The 15500-nt window shown below is 68.7% G+C and carries 11 protein-coding genes and 1 pseudogene; 8 read left to right on the top strand and 4 right to left on the bottom strand.

The genetic code is table 11. From position 1 onward, the window contains the following. Positions 1 to 9 precede the first annotated feature (9 nt). The 5 genes from ACLF3G_RS25590 to ACLF3G_RS25610 all read left to right on the top strand — a co-directional run bounded on the left by ACLF3G_RS25590 (position 10) and on the right by ACLF3G_RS25610 (position 5901). Positions 10 to 1203: an ABC transporter substrate-binding protein gene (locus ACLF3G_RS25590; RefSeq protein ID WP_430672233.1), complete on the top strand. Its 1194-nt coding sequence runs from the start codon at positions 10 to 12 to the stop codon at positions 1201 to 1203. 4 nt (positions 1204 to 1207) lie between these two features. Next, positions 1208 to 2068 (top strand): branched-chain amino acid ABC transporter permease, encoded by an 861-nt coding sequence (locus ACLF3G_RS25595; RefSeq protein WP_430672234.1) that lies wholly within the window; start codon positions 1208 to 1210, stop codon positions 2066 to 2068. A gap of 5 nt (positions 2069 to 2073) precedes the next feature. Next, a complete protein-coding gene (locus ACLF3G_RS25600; protein WP_430672235.1) occupies positions 2074 to 3819 on the top strand; it encodes an ABC transporter permease subunit in 1746 nt (581 codons plus the stop codon). After that, positions 3800 to 4537 carry an ABC transporter ATP-binding protein gene (locus ACLF3G_RS25605; protein ID WP_430672236.1) on the top strand — a complete coding sequence of 246 codons (738 nt, stop codon included), beginning with the start codon at positions 3800 to 3802 and terminating at the stop codon, positions 4535 to 4537. Before ACLF3G_RS25600 ends, ACLF3G_RS25605 begins: the two co-directional genes overlap by 20 nt. A 167-nt stretch (positions 4538 to 4704) precedes the next feature. Beyond that, the gene (locus tag ACLF3G_RS25610; RefSeq protein ID WP_430672237.1) at positions 4705 to 5901 is read left to right on the top strand and encodes a M20 aminoacylase family protein; all 1197 of its coding nucleotides are present in this window, start codon (positions 4705 to 4707) and stop codon (positions 5899 to 5901) included. 48 nt (positions 5902 to 5949) lie between these two features. Here ACLF3G_RS25610 and ACLF3G_RS25615 read toward each other — a convergent pair whose 3' ends face one another. The 4 genes and pseudogenes from ACLF3G_RS25615 to ACLF3G_RS25630 all read right to left on the bottom strand — a co-directional run bounded on the left by ACLF3G_RS25615 (position 5950) and on the right by ACLF3G_RS25630 (position 11879). Beyond that, positions 5950 to 7353 carry a M20/M25/M40 family metallo-hydrolase gene (locus ACLF3G_RS25615; RefSeq protein WP_430672238.1) on the bottom strand — a complete coding sequence of 468 codons (1404 nt, stop codon included), beginning with the start codon at positions 7351 to 7353 and terminating at the stop codon, positions 5950 to 5952. A 534-nt stretch (positions 7354 to 7887) separates the two neighbouring features. Beyond that, positions 7888 to 8079: pseudogene (locus ACLF3G_RS25620) on the bottom strand (IS21 family transposase); the annotation flags it as partial. 75 nt (positions 8080 to 8154) lie between these two features. Next, entirely contained in the window at positions 8155 to 10464 is a 2310-nt protein-coding gene (locus ACLF3G_RS25625; protein WP_430672239.1) for a molybdopterin guanine dinucleotide-containing S/N-oxide reductase, read from the bottom strand. A gap of 164 nt (positions 10465 to 10628) precedes the next feature. Beyond that, a complete protein-coding gene (locus ACLF3G_RS25630; RefSeq protein WP_430672240.1) occupies positions 10629 to 11879 on the bottom strand; it encodes an MFS transporter in 1251 nt (416 codons plus the stop codon). Between the two features lie 441 nt (positions 11880 to 12320). On the opposite strand from ACLF3G_RS25630, the gene ACLF3G_RS25635 reads away from it, so the two are divergent. From ACLF3G_RS25635 to ACLF3G_RS25645, 3 genes are all read left to right on the top strand, one after another. Next, complete coding sequence (locus tag ACLF3G_RS25635) at positions 12321 to 13349, top strand: ABC transporter substrate-binding protein (RefSeq protein ID WP_430672241.1); 1029 nt, start codon at positions 12321 to 12323, stop codon at positions 13347 to 13349. A 65-nt stretch (positions 13350 to 13414) separates the two neighbouring features. Next, a complete protein-coding gene (locus tag ACLF3G_RS25640; RefSeq protein ID WP_430672242.1) occupies positions 13415 to 14452 on the top strand; it encodes an ABC transporter substrate-binding protein in 1038 nt (345 codons plus the stop codon). Positions 14453 to 14471: 19 nt separating this feature from the next. Next, positions 14472 to 15494 carry an ABC transporter substrate-binding protein gene (locus ACLF3G_RS25645; protein WP_430672243.1) on the top strand — a complete coding sequence of 341 codons (1023 nt, stop codon included), beginning with the start codon at positions 14472 to 14474 and terminating at the stop codon, positions 15492 to 15494. The last annotated feature ends 6 nt before the right edge of the window (positions 15495 to 15500 follow it).

Below are 15500 nucleotides of genomic sequence, written 5' to 3' on the forward strand. Positions count from 1 at the left end.
GGAAATCCCATGAACATCACACGTCGTAGCCTTGCGCTCGGTGGCGCCGGCCTCGCCACGGCATCCGGTCTTGGACTTGCGGCGCCCGCGCTGGCGCAGGGCGAGCCGATCCGCATCGGCTGGCTCGCCGCCCTCACCGGCCCAAGCTCGGCACCCGCCATCGGCTTCGATCGCGGCGTGCACCATGCGGTGGATGCGTTGAATGCCGCCGGCGGCGTGCGCGGCCGGAAGATCGAACTCGCGGTGCGGGATACCCAGGGCGATCCGACCAAGGCGGTGAACGCCGCGCAGGAGATGATCAGCCGGGTGCGTGTGCACGCGATTTGGGGACCTACCAATTCCGGCGAGTCGCTGGCCGTGACGCCGATCATCGCGCGCGGCCGGATGCCCAACGTGCACCCGTGCTTCGTGGATACGCTGATCGACCCGGTGCGCTATCCCAACGCCTTCCGCATGGCCCCGTCGAACAGCCAGATCGACGACGCTGTCAGCGGCTATGGCGTGAACATCATGAAGCTGAAGAAGTTCGCCGTGATCGGCGACACCACCGGCTACGGCACCACCACCGTCAACAGTTCCTCCGCCAGCTTCAAGCGGCGCGACGCGGAGGTGGTGTACAGCGGCACCATCGACGCGACCCAGCCGGACCTGACGCCGGACATGCTGCGGATGCGCATCTCCGGTGCCGAGGCGATCGCGGTCTGGACCGTCTCGCCGGGCCTGATCTCCCGCATCATGAACGTGCGCGCCAACATGGGCTGGAATGTGCCGCTGATCGGCCATCCCGCGATGGGATCGGGCGAGGTGGGGCAGTTGATCGCAAAGCCGGAGAATTGGGAGAAGACCTATATCCTGGGCTTCCGGAATTGCAGCTACGGTGCCGACGGCAAGCTGCCGGACCACGTTCAGGCCTTCGTCGACCGCGTGAAGGGCAGGATCAACTTCGAGGACACGACGCTGTGGTGGGTGGCCGCCGGCGTGGACGCGATCAACATCATCGCGGATGCGGTGAAGGAGTCAGGCGGCACCGATCCGGCGGCGATGATCGCCTACTGGAATTCGGTGCGCAGCTACCCCGGCCTTTATGCCAGCTACACCTGGTCGGCGCAGAACCACAACGGACTGCCGGAGAGCGACCTGGTGATGTCGGAAGCCAACTCGCTGCGCCAGGGCGCCTACAAGCTCGCCCCCGGCTACACCTGATCCCATGCTCCCAGCCATCCTCCTGTCGGGGCTCGCGGTCGGCGCCGTCTATGCGCTGATCGGCGTCACCTACAACGTCATGTTCTCGGCCTCGCGGGTGATGAGCTTCACCGCCGGGCAGCTCGGCATGCTGGGTGGCGTGCTGGGTGCCGCCTTCATCGGCGTACTCGGGCTGCCGGCGATCCTTGGCTTCCTGCTGACGCTGGCGGCCTGCGCGCTGGTCGGCGTGCTGACGGAGATCATTGCGGTGCGGCCGGTGCTGAAGAGCCTGGAACAGCACCTGTATGTCCTGTCGACGCTCGCGCTGGCGCTGATGATCCAGCAGTTCACCGCCATCAACTGGAGCACGGAGCCGCAGCCCTTTCCGAACCTGTTCGGCTTCCAGGGTGGCGGGGCCGGGGACGAGAAGTTCTGGCTGCCCATCCTGGCCTGCATCACCGTCGTGGTCGGGCTGGAATTCCTCTATCGCCGCACGCTGATCGGCCGCGCCTTCCTCGCCATCGCCGAGGACAATTTCGCCGCCCGTGCGCTGGGCCTGCCGGAACGCAACCTGAGGATGACGAGCTACGCGCTGGCCGGCGTGATTGGTGGGCTGGCCGGCTTCGCCTCCGGCCAGCTCTTCCTCGCCTTCTTCGCCAATGGCGCGATGCTGAATTTCTACGGGTTTGTTCCGGTCGCGCTGGGTGGGCTTGGCAACAACCGCGGGGCGATCATCGGCGGGCTGGCGCTTGGCGTATTCCAGCAATCCGCGAACTTCCTGGTCGGTGGCGTCTTCGCGAGCGTGGCCGTGTTCAGCGTCTTCATCATCGTGCTGCTGTTGGCACCGCAGGGGCTGTTCGGCGCCCCGGCACAGCGCCGCGTATGAACGCCATGGCCCTCAAGCTCCTGCCCTTCCTGGGAATCCTGGCCGTCGCGCTGATCCTGCCGTTGGTCAGCAACGACTACTGGACCCTGATCGCCACGCGCGCCGCGATCTACTGGGTCCTGGTCTCCGCGCTCAACCTTGTCGTCGGATTCGCCGGGCAACTGGCGATCGGCTGGGTGGCGATGCTCACTCTCGGCGCCTATACCACCAGCGTCCTGGTGGCGGGCAACGTGATGCCGCCGGTGCATGTCTACCTGGCGCTTGGCGCCGCGGCGGTGGTCGGCGGCGTGTTCGGCGTCATCGTCGGCCTGCCGGCGCTGCGGCTACGCACCTTCTACTTCGCCATGACCACGCTCGGCTTCGCCACCATCGTGACGCAGGTGGCGCTGGCGTGGCAGAGCGTGACCGGCGGCGGCATCGGCATCATCGGCCCGGTGTTGCCGGCGCCCTTCGACACGATCTTCGGCTTCTACCTGTTCTGCCTCGCCCTGGCGGCCTTCTGCACCTGGATCACGGCCAACGTCGCGCATAGCCGCTTCGGACGATCCCTGGTCGCGATTCGCGATGCCGATGTCGCGGCGGAGGCGGCGGGCATCTCCAAGCCCCTGCTGCTGGGCTCGGTCTTCCTGTTCGCCGGCACCATGGCGGGAATTGCCGGCGGGCTGTTCGCCACGCTGCAATCCTACATCAGCCCGGAAGCCTTCACCTTCGATCTTTCGGTCCTGTTCTTCATCGCGATCCTGATCGGCGGCCGTGGCTCCATCCTGGGTCCGCTGATCGCCACCATCGTGTTGACCTGGCTGCCGGAATTCGCGGCTCCGCTGGTGGCCTGGTCCACCTTCCTCTACGCCACGCTGCTGCTGGTCATCGTCCTCGCGGTTCCCGGTGGCATCGCGGCCCTGCTGGACTTCCGCAGCCGACGCCTGATCGAGGGCGATCGCACCATTGTGCCGCGGCCGGACCTGCTGCGTGAGATCCTGGGGGACCGAGCCGGTACCGAGACCATTTTCCTGAAGGACGTGGTGCTGAGCTTCGGCGGTGTCCGGGCGATCGACGGGCTGGACCTCGAGATCGAGCCGGGCAAGGTGCATGGGCTGATCGGGCCGAACGGGTCCGGCAAGACCACCACGCTGAACGTCATCTGCGGTTTCTATCGCCCGGAGTCGGGCAGCGTGATCCTGGACGATCAACCACTGCCGCCGGCGGCACCCCAGACTCGTGCCGCCCATGGCATCGCCCGCACCTTCCAGACGCCGCGGATTATCGGCGAATCCTCGGTGCTGGACAACGTCATGGTCGGTGGTGTCATTCGTGGCCGTGGCAGCTTCTTCGAATCGCTGCTGTCGCTGCCACGGCATCGCCGGGACGAGGCGATGCTTCGGCATGATGCGCTGCTGGCACTGCGCTGTGTCGGACTGGGTGCTCTGGCCGAGGTGCGGGCCGACCGGCTGCAACACAGCGAGCTTCGGTTCCTTGAGATTGCGCGCGCCCTGATGCTGCGGCCGCGCTTCCTGTTGCTGGACGAGCCGGCGGCAGGACTTTCGGCCGAGGAGATCCGAAGCCTCGGCGCGCTGATCCGCGCCATCAGCCGGCAGGGCACCGGGGTGCTGCTGGTGGAACACCATGCCGACCTGATCTTCGACATCTGCGACCAGGTCACGGTGCTGAACCTCGGTCGCGAGCTGGCCGCGGGCACCCCCGCCGAGATCCGTGTCCATTCGGAGGTGGTCAGTGCATATCTCGGGGCCTGAGGCGTTGCTCGATGTCTGCGGGATCTCCGCGGGCTACGGCAAGATCGCGGTGCTTCACGGCGTGGACGTCCGAGTTGGCGCCGGTGAAGTGGTTTCGCTGCTCGGGCCGAATGGCGCGGGCAAGACCACGCTTCTGCGTGCCCTGACGGGTCTGTTGTCGGTGACGGCCGGCAGCGTGCGGTTCGCCGACCGGGACATGAAGGATGCCGGGCCGCGAGGATCGGCGCGTGCCGGGCTGGTGCATGTGGTGGAGGGGCATCGGATCTTCACGCAGCTCAGCGTCACGGACAACCTGCTGCTCGCCGCCTACGACCTGCCGCGCCGTGAACGTGCTGCGCGGGTCGAGGAGGCGCTTTCCGTCTTTCCGGAGATCGCCGCCAAGCGTCATGACCGGGGCGGCATGTTGAGCGGGGGGCAGCAGCAGATGCTTGCGGTGGCGCAGGGCCTTGTGCGGCGGCCGCGGCTGCTGCTGCTCGACGAGCCATCGGCCGGACTGTCACCGGTGCTGGTCGATCGGGTGCTGGGTGTCGTGGCGGATCTCCGCGACACCGGCACCGCCGTGCTGCTGGTAGAACAGCTGATCGACAAGGCGCTGGCGGTGTCCGACCGTGTCTATGCGATGGCACAGGGGCGCGTGGTGTTGCAGGCACGGGCGGATGAACCAGGCCTGCATCAGCGCCTGGAGAGAGCGTATTTCGGCGAAGCAGCAGCAGCCTGACGCAGCCCGGTGCGCGAGGATCGGGCGCACCGTCCAGGCACAACCCCGATTGGCTTGAGCCCCCACCGCGCTATGCTTGGCTTGGCAGGCCTTGCCGACGCTTCGGCGCCAAGTCGGGCGCGGCTCCGGATGGCGAGGTCATCAGGGACAGGCAGAGGAACAGGGACATGAAGCCGGACATGCAGGCGCGGATCGCCCGGTTGCTGCCTGACCTCGTCACCCTGCGGCGCGACATCCACGCCCATCCCGAACTTGGCATGGAGGAAACGCGTACCGCCGCCCTGGTTGCGGAGCGGCTGCGGGCCCTGGGCCTGGAGACGACGGAGGGTGTTGGTCGCTTCGGTGTCGTGGGCACGCTGCGGGGCCGGCGTCCGGGCCAGGGGGCCATCGGCCTCCGCGCCGACATGGATGCGCTGGCACTGACCGAGCAGACGGCCCTGCCCTACGCCTCCACGGCTTCTGGCCGCATGCATGCCTGCGGCCATGATGGCCACACCACCATGCTGCTGGGCGCCGCGCAGATCCTCGCCGAGGATCCCGACTTCGCCGGCACGGTCCACTTCCTGTTTCAGCCGGCGGAGGAAGGCCGCGGCGGCGCCAAGGCGATGCTCGACGACCAGCTCTTCGAGCGATTCCCCTGCGACGCCGTCTACGGGATGCACAACATGCCGGGCTTGCCGCTGGGGCAGTTCGCGCTCCGCAAGGGGCCATTGATGGCCGGCTCGGGACGGTGGGTCACGACCTTCCGCGGCAAGGGCGGGCATGGCGGCAACTCGCCGCATCTGGCGAATGACTTGGCGCTGGTGCAGGCCGTCTTCATCCAGATGCTGCAGGGCATCGTCAGCCGCAACGTGCCAGCGCTGGAGAGCGTGGTGGTCAGCGTCGGTCACATCGCCGGTGGTGCCCGCGAGGCGCTGAACGTCATGCCGGCAGAGCTCGTCGTCGGCGGGACGATGCGCGCTTTCAACTCGGCCATGCAGGAACTCGTCGAGCGGCGTATCCACGAGCTCGGCCAGTTGGCCGCGGCCAGTCAGGGTGCGACGGTGGAGGTGTCCCTCTGGTGGAACGCCATTCCGCTGGTCAACCACGAGCGCGAGACGGAGGTGATGGCCGCGGCGGCGCGAGCCGTGGCAGGTGAGGATGGAGTGGATGCCGCGACCCGGCCTGTCACAGGCGGCGAGGATTTTGCCTTCATGCTCAAGGCGAAGCCCGGCGCCTTCGTCTTCCTCGGCACCGGCACTGCGCCTGATGGAACGGCCCACGCGCTGCATTCATCACTCTACGACTTCAACGATGCCGCGCTGCCTCACGGCGTGGCCTTCTGGGTCAGCCTGGTGCGGCAGGAGCTGGGGGTGACGGGCTGAACCCCCCTCCCCCAGACTGCGGGAGCGTGCCGCTGCGGCGCGGCGGGACTAGGCGGTGCGGCGGAACGCTGCGGGCGGCGTCCGGCCGATCTCCGTCAGCAGCAGCGGCCAGAGGCGCAGGCCCTCGTCCAGCGAGGACAGGCGGAAGAACTCGTTCGGCGCATGGGCATCCTCGTCGGCGCTGGCGAGGCCGAACATCAGGCTGTCCATGCCGAGGCTTTCCTGGAACAGCGTCGTAATCGGCACGGTGCCGCCGAGGCGCATCACGGCCGGTTCCGCTCCCTTCTCCCGCCGCAGCACGGCCGCCGCGGCGGCGCGCAGTGGATGGTCTGCGCCGAGCGTATAGGCACGCGTGCCCCCCGGGCTGAAGTGGAACTCCAGCGCCACCCCATTCGGGGCGTGACCTTCGAGATGCGCCTTCACCGCGGCCTGCGCCGCCGCCGGGTCCTGGCCGGGAACCAGGCGCATCGTGAGCTTGGCATGAGCTTCGGCCGGCGTGACGGTCTTCCCACCGCGACCCGTATAGCCACCCCACATGCCGTTGACCTCGATGGTCGGTCGGAGCGTGGTGCGTTCGCGGACCGTATAGGCGGGGTCTCCGAAGGGAACCGCACCGAACTCCGCATACCAGGCCGCCTCGTCCAGCGGGAGCGAGGCGGACTCGACACGCAGGGCGTTGGTGAGCGGCCCTGCACCGGCCTCGAAGCCCTCGACGGCGACACGACCGTCGTCCTCATGCAGCGTTGCGACCAGGCGCGCCATCTCATGCAGGGCGTTGCGCATGGCGCCACCGACCTTGCCCGAATGAGCGTCCTTCCTCGCGGTGCGCAGGCTGAACTGCAGCGCGGTGATGCCGCGGCAGCCGATGTTGAGGACCGGCACCTTGCCAGCGGCGCCGCCCCCATCAGCGGACAGCATGGCATCGGCGGCCAGCAATTCGCGATGCGCCTCGATCAATACCGGCAGGCTCGGGCTGCCCACCTCCTCCTCCCCTTCGAGGAACAGCTTGACGTTGACCGGGCAGCCGCCCTCGACGGCCAGGAAGGCCGCCACCGTCTCGATGGCGATGGTGGTGGACCCCTTCACGTCGCTTGCGCCGCGCGCGTAGATCCGGCCGTCGCGGAGCGTCGGCTCGAAGGGTGGCGACTGCCAGAGCTCGAGCGGGTCGGCCGGCTGAACGTCGTAATGGCCATAGATCATGATGGTGGGCGTGTCCGGACCAGCGCCAGTCCAGGCGCCGTAGACCGCCGGCTGGCCGCATGGCGCCTCCAGCAGCTGGACATCCTGCAGGCCGGCCACCCGCAGGCGGTCGAGCAGGAACTCGCGGGCGCCGCGCATGCCATCGGCGAAAGCGGGATCGGTGCTGACCGAGGGAAAACGGATCAGCGTCAACAGCCGTTCGAGGATCGCTTCCTTCTGGCTTGCGAGATACTCCGCGACGCGCACGCTCATGGACGGTTCTCCGGTCTACGCGGCCACAGTAGAGCCGACGCCCCGGTCGTGCCACGGGTCCGCCCGCGCCCGGTCTTCCCCAGGACGCAAAAAGGGCCCATGGCGGTAAGGCCTCCGGGCCGATCTGTCGCGCCTGGCGTCCAGTGGCTGGTGCACGGCGGCAATGCCTACGCGGCGGGAGCCGGCGGACGGCCGGACCAGGCTGTTCGACATCGACCTCGGGGGCGATGCCATCACCTCGCGGGTGGCCTGAATAGGGACGCCGCCAGCAAGGCGGACACGCCGTGCGCGTCGTCGACCTGGATCTTCATGGCGCCTCCAAGGATCATTGAGCGTTGGCCCCGGGACAGCCGACCACACGGCGGACGAGCCGAGACCTGATCACGGGAAAATCCGATCTTCAACATCATCAACGTGAACAAGCGCCCGCACAGCCTGCTCGATTGGCTGCAGGAGGCTCGGCCCAACATCGTGTGCCGGCAACAGCTGAGGGCGGCGCGGAACGTCTTGCCGGCCGAAGCCATCAAGGCAGCCCGCCAGCCCCTCGCCGGCCCTGGCCTCGGCGAACACCAGGCGGGAGGCGCCCATGCAGGCGACGAACAACCTGACCTGCCAGATCTCGCCACTGGTCGGGTCAACCACGTCGATGGTGTCGCCCGCGAAGTCCACGAACATCTTCTCGCCGCCGGCATGACCCTGTCGCATGGCCGGCGACATGCGGCCTTTCCCAGGCGCTGGGCACGGTATTCTTGTCAGAGCAAGGCGCCGCAGAGCAGGGCGCTGGCCACGCGGCTCCCCGTTCTAGCCTGCCCTCGGTGGGTCGAAGGCACGGATCGGCGGCAGGTTGCCGGTGAAGCGCTCGACCTCCACCACGGTGATCTGACCGGTGCAGCCCTGGGCGAGCGCCGAGGTCCCGGCATCCCGCGTCAGCACATTCGGGTTGCCGTGCACGCAGAGCGGCCGGTCGTCCTCCGGATCCTCCGGATCGTACCAGGCGCCGGTCGCCAGCTGCACGACGCCGGGGCGGATGTCCGTGGTCAGCCGCACTGCGGCCAGGCAGGCGCCGCGGGCGTTGGACAGCCGGATGACGTCACCATCGGCAATGCCGCGCGCCGCCGCGTCCGCGGGATGCATGGTGGCGACCTCCCGGCCGCGTCGTTTCGACCCGATGCTGTGGCCGCCGAAATCGAGCTGGCTGTGCAGCCGCGTCGCCGGCTGGTTGGCGACGAGGTGCAGCGGCGTGCCGGGGCCTGGAGTCTCCTCGGGCGGCAGCCAGGTGGGATGGCCGGGGCAGCTTGCCTCGCCAAAGCCGGCCACGGTCTCGGAGAAGATCTCGATTCTTCCGCTCGCGGTCGGCAACGGGTTGGCGTCCGGATCCTCGTGGAAGGCACGCCAGGGGCCACCGTCGTCGGGGGCCTGCGGCAGGCGCAGGCTGCCCGCGGCCCAGAACTCCTCGAAGTCCGGCGCGGGCAGGCCCTGGTCGCGCAGCCCCTGCTGCGTGCGCGCATAGAGGTGCCGTAGCCAGTCGCGGCTGTTGCGACCTTCGGTGAAGGCTTGCTCCACGCCAAGGCGCCGGCTGAGGGCTGCGAAGATGTCGTGGTCGTCCCGCGCCTCGCCATAGGGCTCCGCGATCCGGTGCATCGCCACCATGAGCGGATCATGGGAGCTGTAGCCGATGTCCTCGCGCTCCAGCGTCATGGTCGCGGGCAGGACGATGTCGGCGTGGCGCGCCGTGGCGGTCCAGGCCTGCTCGTGCACGACCAGCGTGTCGACGCGTGCGAAGGCCTGCCGCAGACGGTTGAGGTCCTGGTGGTGGTGGAAGGGGTTGCCGCCGGCCCAGTAGACCAGCCGGATGTCGGGGTAGGTTCGCGTCTGGCCGTTGTACCGGTAGGCCGCACCAGGGTTCAGCAGCATGTCCGCGATGCGGGCGACGGGAATGAAGTTGCCGTGCCGGTTGCGTCCCTGCGACAGGGTGGGACCGGGCACGGCGTTGGCGCGTCGGCCATAATAGCCGATGGCGCCCAGGGCATAGCCGTAGCCGCCGCCGGGCAGGCCAATCTGGCCGAGGGCCGCCGCCAGCACCGCGCCCATCCAGACCGGCTGTTCGCCATGCTCTGCCCGCTGCAGCGAATGGGCCACGGTCACCAGCACCCGCTTGCCGTGCAGCCGGCGCGCCAGGGCGCGGATCGCCTCCGCCGCCACGCCGGTGATCGGCGCCGCCCAGTCGGCGTTCTTCGGCTGGCCGTCCGCCTCGCCCAGGAGGTAGCGCTCGAAGACCGGCCAGCCGACGGTGTAGCGCTCGATGAAGGCCCTGTCGTGCAATCCATCGGTGACCAGCGTGTGCACGAGCGCGAGCATCAGCGCGGTGTCGGTCCCCGGGATGTTGGCGATCCACTCGGAACGGGTCTCCTCCGGCAGGTCGCTGTGCAATGGACCAATCAGGATGAAGTCGCAGCCGCGTTCGCGGGCCGCCCGCATGGCGCCGCGCTCGACGTGCTCGCTGATGCCGCCGCCCGATACCATGGCGTTCTTGAGCGCCATGCCGCCGAAGGCCAGCACGACCTCGCTATGCGTCGCCACCTGGTCCCATGTGACGTTGTGCTTGGTCAGGGCCTCGTAGTCGCCGAGGATATGCGGCACGATCACCGTGGCAGCGGCGGAGCTGTAGCTGTTGACCGAGGCGACGTAGCCGCCCAGGGCCGTGTTCAGGAAGCGGTGGATCTGGCTCTGGGCGTGGTGGAAGCGCCCGGCGCTGGCCCAACCGTAGGAGCCGCCGAAGACGCCGTCCGGCCCATGCCGGTCCCGGACCCGACGCAGTTCGTCGCCCAGCAAGTCCAGCACCGCGTCCCAGGCCATGGGAACGAACTCGTCCCGTCCGCGCCGGCGATCCGGCCCGGGGCCCCGCTCCAGCCAGCCACGGCGCACCATCGGCTGCGCGATGCGCGCGGGGTGCCGCAGTGCAGAGGGGAAGTTCTGGATGATCTCATTGGGGTCCGGATCGCCCGGATACTGGCGAACCAGAAGCTCGCCGTCGCGCATCGCCGCGGAGAAGACGCCCCAGTGCGAGCTGTGCGGACGGAATTCGGCCATCGGTTCGATGTCGGCACTCATGCGATTGCCTCCGGGCATGGTTGAGAGGGGCTTCCTGTGCAGTATCATGGCACGGACGCTGCTTCGAGTACGGGCTTTGAATGCAGTCGCCCGGACTTGGATGCGGGTCAGCAGTGGGCAGGCGCCGCCGATACCTGAGTACGATGTCGATTGCGGCCCTTGCTTCAGGCCGCGGCCCGCAACGATTGCATCGCGCCGCGCTGCCGCATCAGCAGGGTGCCGATCAGCGCCACCTGCGCCAGGCCGAAAACAATTCCGACCCACCAGGCCGCGGCATAGAAGCCAACGCCGTCATAGATCGCCCCCGCCAGCCAGGCGCCGAAGGCCATCCCGGCGAGGCTGCACATGAGCAGCGCCGGAACGCGCCAGGTGACTTCGGCAACCGGGAACAACTCCCGCACCGCGAGCACATAGGCGGGCACGATCCCGCCGAAGCCAAGTCCATAGGCGGCGGCCGCGAAGAACAGCCCCGCCTCGTCCTGCGTCGCCAGAAAGCCCAGCATCCCCACCGTCTGCGCCAGCCCGCCGATGAAGACGGTCCACAACCCGCCGACACGGTCCGACAGCCAGCCCCAGAATTGCCGCGCCACGAAGGCCGAAAGCAGCAGCACGGACAGCATGGCGGCCCCCACCGAGGTCCGGATGCCGAGGTCGCCGCAGAAGGCGACGAGATGCGCCGCCGGCATGGCCATGGGCACGCAGCACAGGAAGCTGCCAAGCGCCAGCAGTGCCAGCGCCGTGTTCGGCGGCATCCCCAGCACCGGCGCCCCGGGCTGCGACCGGATCGCGCCTGGCCCGCTCAGCGGCACCGGCGGTGGCCGCAAGACCAGCGCCGCCAGCGTGACGATGACCGCCGAGGCAGCGGCGCCATAGCCCAGCATGGTCCACTGCCAGCCGAAGGCCGCGATGCTCCGCTCGAAGAGCGAGGGCCAGACGAAGCCCGCGACGTATTGGCCGGAGGAGACGAGAGCCAGCGCCGTGCCTCGCCGCCGGTCGAACCAGAGCGACACATAGGCCAGCATCGGCGGGAACAGCGCGCCATTCCCGAAGAGCCCGACGCCGAGGCCGATGCCGACGAGCAGCGACCATGGCTCCGCAAGCGAGGCAGTGACCAGGCCGGCCAGGATTGCAGAGCCGCCAAGCATGGCAACCGCACGCTGCCCGAACCGTCCCGCCAGCAGCCCGCAGACGACGCCGCCGATGCCGGTACCGAGGTAAGCGAGCGAGGTGGCAAGCGAGGGGAGCGACCTGCCCGCGCCCAATGTCTCGGAGATTGGCACGAGGCCGACGACCACCGTCAGTGGGGCGCCCGCGGCGAACGCGAGCATGGTCAGGGCGGCGGCGGCAATGATCCAGGAATGGCGGGATTCGATGCTGCGCGCCTGGTCCGCGCGAATTCCGCCTGGTTCTCCCATGGCGGAAGTCTCCATGCGCCCGGCACCTGAGACAAGCCCCGCACTGCAACGGCGGTACGCACGGCGCCGCCGATCCCCGTGAGCCGCTTCTGGCGGGCAGGATGCCGGCGACAACAGCGTGGCCGTGGGGTCGCACTGGTTGATAGATTTGCGGCCCAGGAGCCACGCGCGAACGCCTGGTCGCAGCTTGCGGCGAAGGGCGGCGGAGCGGCAGGCCATGGTCGGCGGGGCCGCAGGCCGCTTGTCATTGTGACGCTTCTATTGCATTTTTATGAAGGCCCAGCGCCAATCGAAAGCGGTACTGGCTGGAAGGTGTCGTTTCGTCCCGCCACCAGCTGCGGCTGAATTTTACGGAATTGGCTCGGACAACATTCCGGCGACAATAAAGCGACTGCAAATCTAGATATATTTTCGACTTTGCAAAGAAAAGGGAAACGACCCATGCAATGCCGCCTCCTGCTCCCGCTCCTGGCTCTTGGTGCGGGCACCGTCACGACGCCCGTCGCGGCGCAGGGCTCATTGAACCTGTACTGTTCAGTCCAGAACGAATGGTGCCAGGCGGTCGCCACCAACTTCCAGCGCGATACCGGCATCCGCGTGAACATGACGCAGCGCGGCAGTGGCGAGACGCTGGCCGCGATTCGCGCCGAATCGCAGAATCCACGCGGCGACGTCTGGTTCGGCGGCACCGGAGACCCGCATCTGGCCGCGGGCGAGGAAAACCTGACGCAGGCCTATGAGAGCCCCAACAATGCCGGCCTGCATCCCTGGGCGCTGACCCAGTGGCAGCAATCCCAGCGGCGTGCCGTAGGCGTCTACGCCGGCGCGGTCGGCTTCGGAATCAACACGGAGTTGCTGGCACGCAAGAACATCGCGCCGCCGACCTGCTGGGCGGACCTGCTGGATGCGCGCTTCCGCGGCGAGATCCAGATCGCCAACCCGAACTCCTCCGGCACCGCCTATGTCGTCATTGCGACGCTGGTGCAGCTGATGGGGGAGGAGCCGGCCTTCGAATACCTGCGCCGCATGCACCCCAACGTGAATTCCTATACCCGGTCCGGCACCGCGCCAATCAAGGCCGTGGCGCGCGGTGAGACCGGCGTGTCCATCAGCTTCGTGCATGACGCGGTGACGGAGGCCAATGCCGGCTTCCCCGTGACCTACGCGACACCCTGCGAGGGCACCGGCTACGAGATCGGGTCCATGTCCATCATCCGCGGGTCGCGCAACCTGACTCAGGCGCGCCGCTTCTACGACTGGGCGCTGACGGAGCCGGCCCAGCGGCTGGGCTTCGAGGCCGGCGGCCAGTTGCAGATGCCCTCCAACACCGCCGCCCCGCTGCCGCCCAATGCCCCCGACCTCTCGCGCATCCGGCTCATCGAGTATGACTTCGCGAAGTACGGCCAGGCTGCCGAGCGTCGCCGGCTCATCCAGCGCTGGGACCGCGAGGTCGGCTCCGCGCCGCGCTGACCCCCGCCCCCGCCGGCGTGCATCCGCGCGCCGGCCCGCTGAACCGCCCCAGGATACCCCCCGACATGTCCCACCGCCTGGTCGCCGCCGTCGCGGTCGCCGCTTTCGCCTCCTTGTCGGCGCCCCTATCCGGCCCGGCCGCTGCGCAGGGCAGCCTCAACATGCTCTGCGCCCCGGCCGCCGACTGGTGCGAGGCGATCGCCGCTGCCTTCCAGCGGGAGACGGGCGTTCGCGTCGCCATGGCGCGCAAATCGGCCGGCGAGATCCTGGCGCAGATCCGGGCGGAGGCGCAGAACCCGCGCACCGACATCTGGTTCGGCGCCTCCTCCGAGACGCACATCTCGGCGGCGGAGGCGAACCTGCTGCAGCCCTACACCTCGCCCAACATGGCGGAGCTGCACCCCTGGGCGCAGCGCGTGCATGCCATGGCAGGGGAGCGCTGCGTCGGCGTGTCATCCGGCGCCATCGGTCTTGCCTGGAACCGGGAGTTGATGGCGCGGAAGAACCTGCCGCTGCCGGCGAGCTGGGCGGACATGCTGAACCCGGCCTATCGCGGCGAGATCCAGCTGCCCAATCCGAATTCCTCCGGCACCGCCTACACCATCATCGCCGGGCTGGTGCAGCTGTGGGACGAGGATCGCGCCTTCGCCTACCTGCGGCAGCTGCATGCCAATGTGAACGCCTACACACGCTCCGGCGCCGCGCCGATGCAGGCGGTATCGCGCGGCGAGACGGCGCTGGCGGTCAGCTTCAACATGGAGGTCACCTCCATGCAGCAGGCCGGCTTCCCGATCGACATCGCCTACCCCAGCGAGGGCACCAGCTACGAGGTCGCCTGCATGTCGATCATCCGCGGCGCCCGCAACCTCGCTCAGGCGCGGCGCTTCTACGATTGGTACCTGACGCCGGCGGCGATGGATATCGGCCCGAAGGTCAACCAGTTCCATGCCCCGGCGCATCGCGGCGCGGCACCGGATCCCCGCATCCCGGACATCTCCGCCATCCGGCTGGTGGACTACGACTTCGCCGCCTTCGGCCAGGCCGATACGCGGCGCCGCATCCTGCAGCGCTGGGACCGCGAGGTCGGCGCCCTGCCGCGCTGAAGTTTACAGAGAGAACCGCATGAACCGCCACCACCTGGCACTCGCCGCAGTCTTCACCCTTCCGGCGCTGCCCGCGGCCGCGCAAGGCCAGCTCAACCTGTACTGCTCCGCCACGCTGGAGTGGTGCCAGCCGATCGCGCGCGGCTTCGAGCGCGAGACCGGCATCCGCGTGAACCTGACGCAGAAATCGACCGGCGAGATGCTGGCGCAGATCCGCAGCGAAGCGCGCAATCCGCGCGGCGACGTGTGGTGGGGCGGCACTGGCGACCCGCATGTGGCAGCCGGTGAGGAGAACCTGACCCAGCCGCATGAAAGCCCACGCATCGCGGAACTGCACGACTGGGCGCAGGCGCAGTGGCGGCAGACGCAGGGCCGCACGGTCGGTGTCTATGCCAGCGTGCTCGGCTTCGGCTTCAACACGGAACTCATCGCGCGCCGCAACCTGCCGGCGCCGCGCTGCTGGGCCGACCTGATCGACCCCGCCTATCGCGGCGAGATCCAGATGGCCAATCCGAATTCCTCCGGCACCGCCTACATCATCATCGCCACGCTGGTGCAGATGATGGGGGAGGAGCCGGCCTTCGACTACCTCAAGCGCCTGCACGGCAGCATCAACGCCTATCCGCGGTCCGGCACCGCGCCCATCACGGCGGTGGCGCGCGGCGAGACGGCGCTGTCGCTGTCCTTCGTGCACAATGCGGCGGAGGAAGCGGCGGCCGGCTTTCCGGTGGGTCACGCAGTGCCCTGCGAGGGTACGGGCTACGAGATCGGCTCCATGTCGATCATCCGCGGCGCGCGCAACCTGGCCGCTGCGCAGCAATTCTACCATTGGGCGCTGTCGGCGCCGGCGCAGGTCACCGCCTCGCAGGAGGCGAAGAAGCTGCAGACCATGGCCAACCGCGGTGTGCCGCTGACCGAGGGTGCGCCAAACATGGCAACCGCGCGGATCATCGACTACGACAATGCCCGCTTCGGCGCGAGCGCCGAACGGCGCCGGCTGCTGGGGCGCTGGGACAGGGAGGTCGGCGCGCTGCCGCGCTGAAGCCAG

It is taken from the genome of Falsiroseomonas sp. HC035 (genome assembly GCF_050563525.1).
Taxonomy (GTDB): Bacteria; Pseudomonadota; Alphaproteobacteria; order Acetobacterales; family Acetobacteraceae; genus Falsiroseomonas.

Bases quoted from the DNA above. Each gene is read 5' to 3' on its own strand.
- ACLF3G_RS25590 (WP_430672233.1), top strand. From the start codon at position 10: ATGAACATCACACGTCGTAGCCTTGCGCTCGGTGGCGCCGGCCTCGCC.
- ACLF3G_RS25595 (WP_430672234.1), top strand. From the start codon at position 1,208: ATGCTCCCAGCCATCCTCCTGTCGGGGCTCGCGGTCGGCGCCGTCTAT.
- ACLF3G_RS25600 (WP_430672235.1), top strand. From the start codon at position 2,074: ATGGCCCTCAAGCTCCTGCCCTTCCTGGGAATCCTGGCCGTCGCGCTG.
- ACLF3G_RS25610 (WP_430672237.1), top strand. From the start codon at position 4,705: ATGAAGCCGGACATGCAGGCGCGGATCGCCCGGTTGCTGCCTGACCTC.
- ACLF3G_RS25615 (WP_430672238.1), bottom strand. From the start codon at position 7,353: ATGAGCGTGCGCGTCGCGGAGTATCTCGCAAGCCAGAAGGAAGCGATC.
- ACLF3G_RS25625 (WP_430672239.1), bottom strand. From the start codon at position 10,464: ATGAGTGCCGACATCGAACCGATGGCCGAATTCCGTCCGCACAGCTCG.
- ACLF3G_RS25630 (WP_430672240.1), bottom strand. From the start codon at position 11,879: ATGGGAGAACCAGGCGGAATTCGCGCGGACCAGGCGCGCAGCATCGAA.
- ACLF3G_RS25635 (WP_430672241.1), top strand. From the start codon at position 12,321: ATGCAATGCCGCCTCCTGCTCCCGCTCCTGGCTCTTGGTGCGGGCACC.
- ACLF3G_RS25640 (WP_430672242.1), top strand. From the start codon at position 13,415: ATGTCCCACCGCCTGGTCGCCGCCGTCGCGGTCGCCGCTTTCGCCTCC.
- ACLF3G_RS25645 (WP_430672243.1), top strand. From the start codon at position 14,472: ATGAACCGCCACCACCTGGCACTCGCCGCAGTCTTCACCCTTCCGGCG.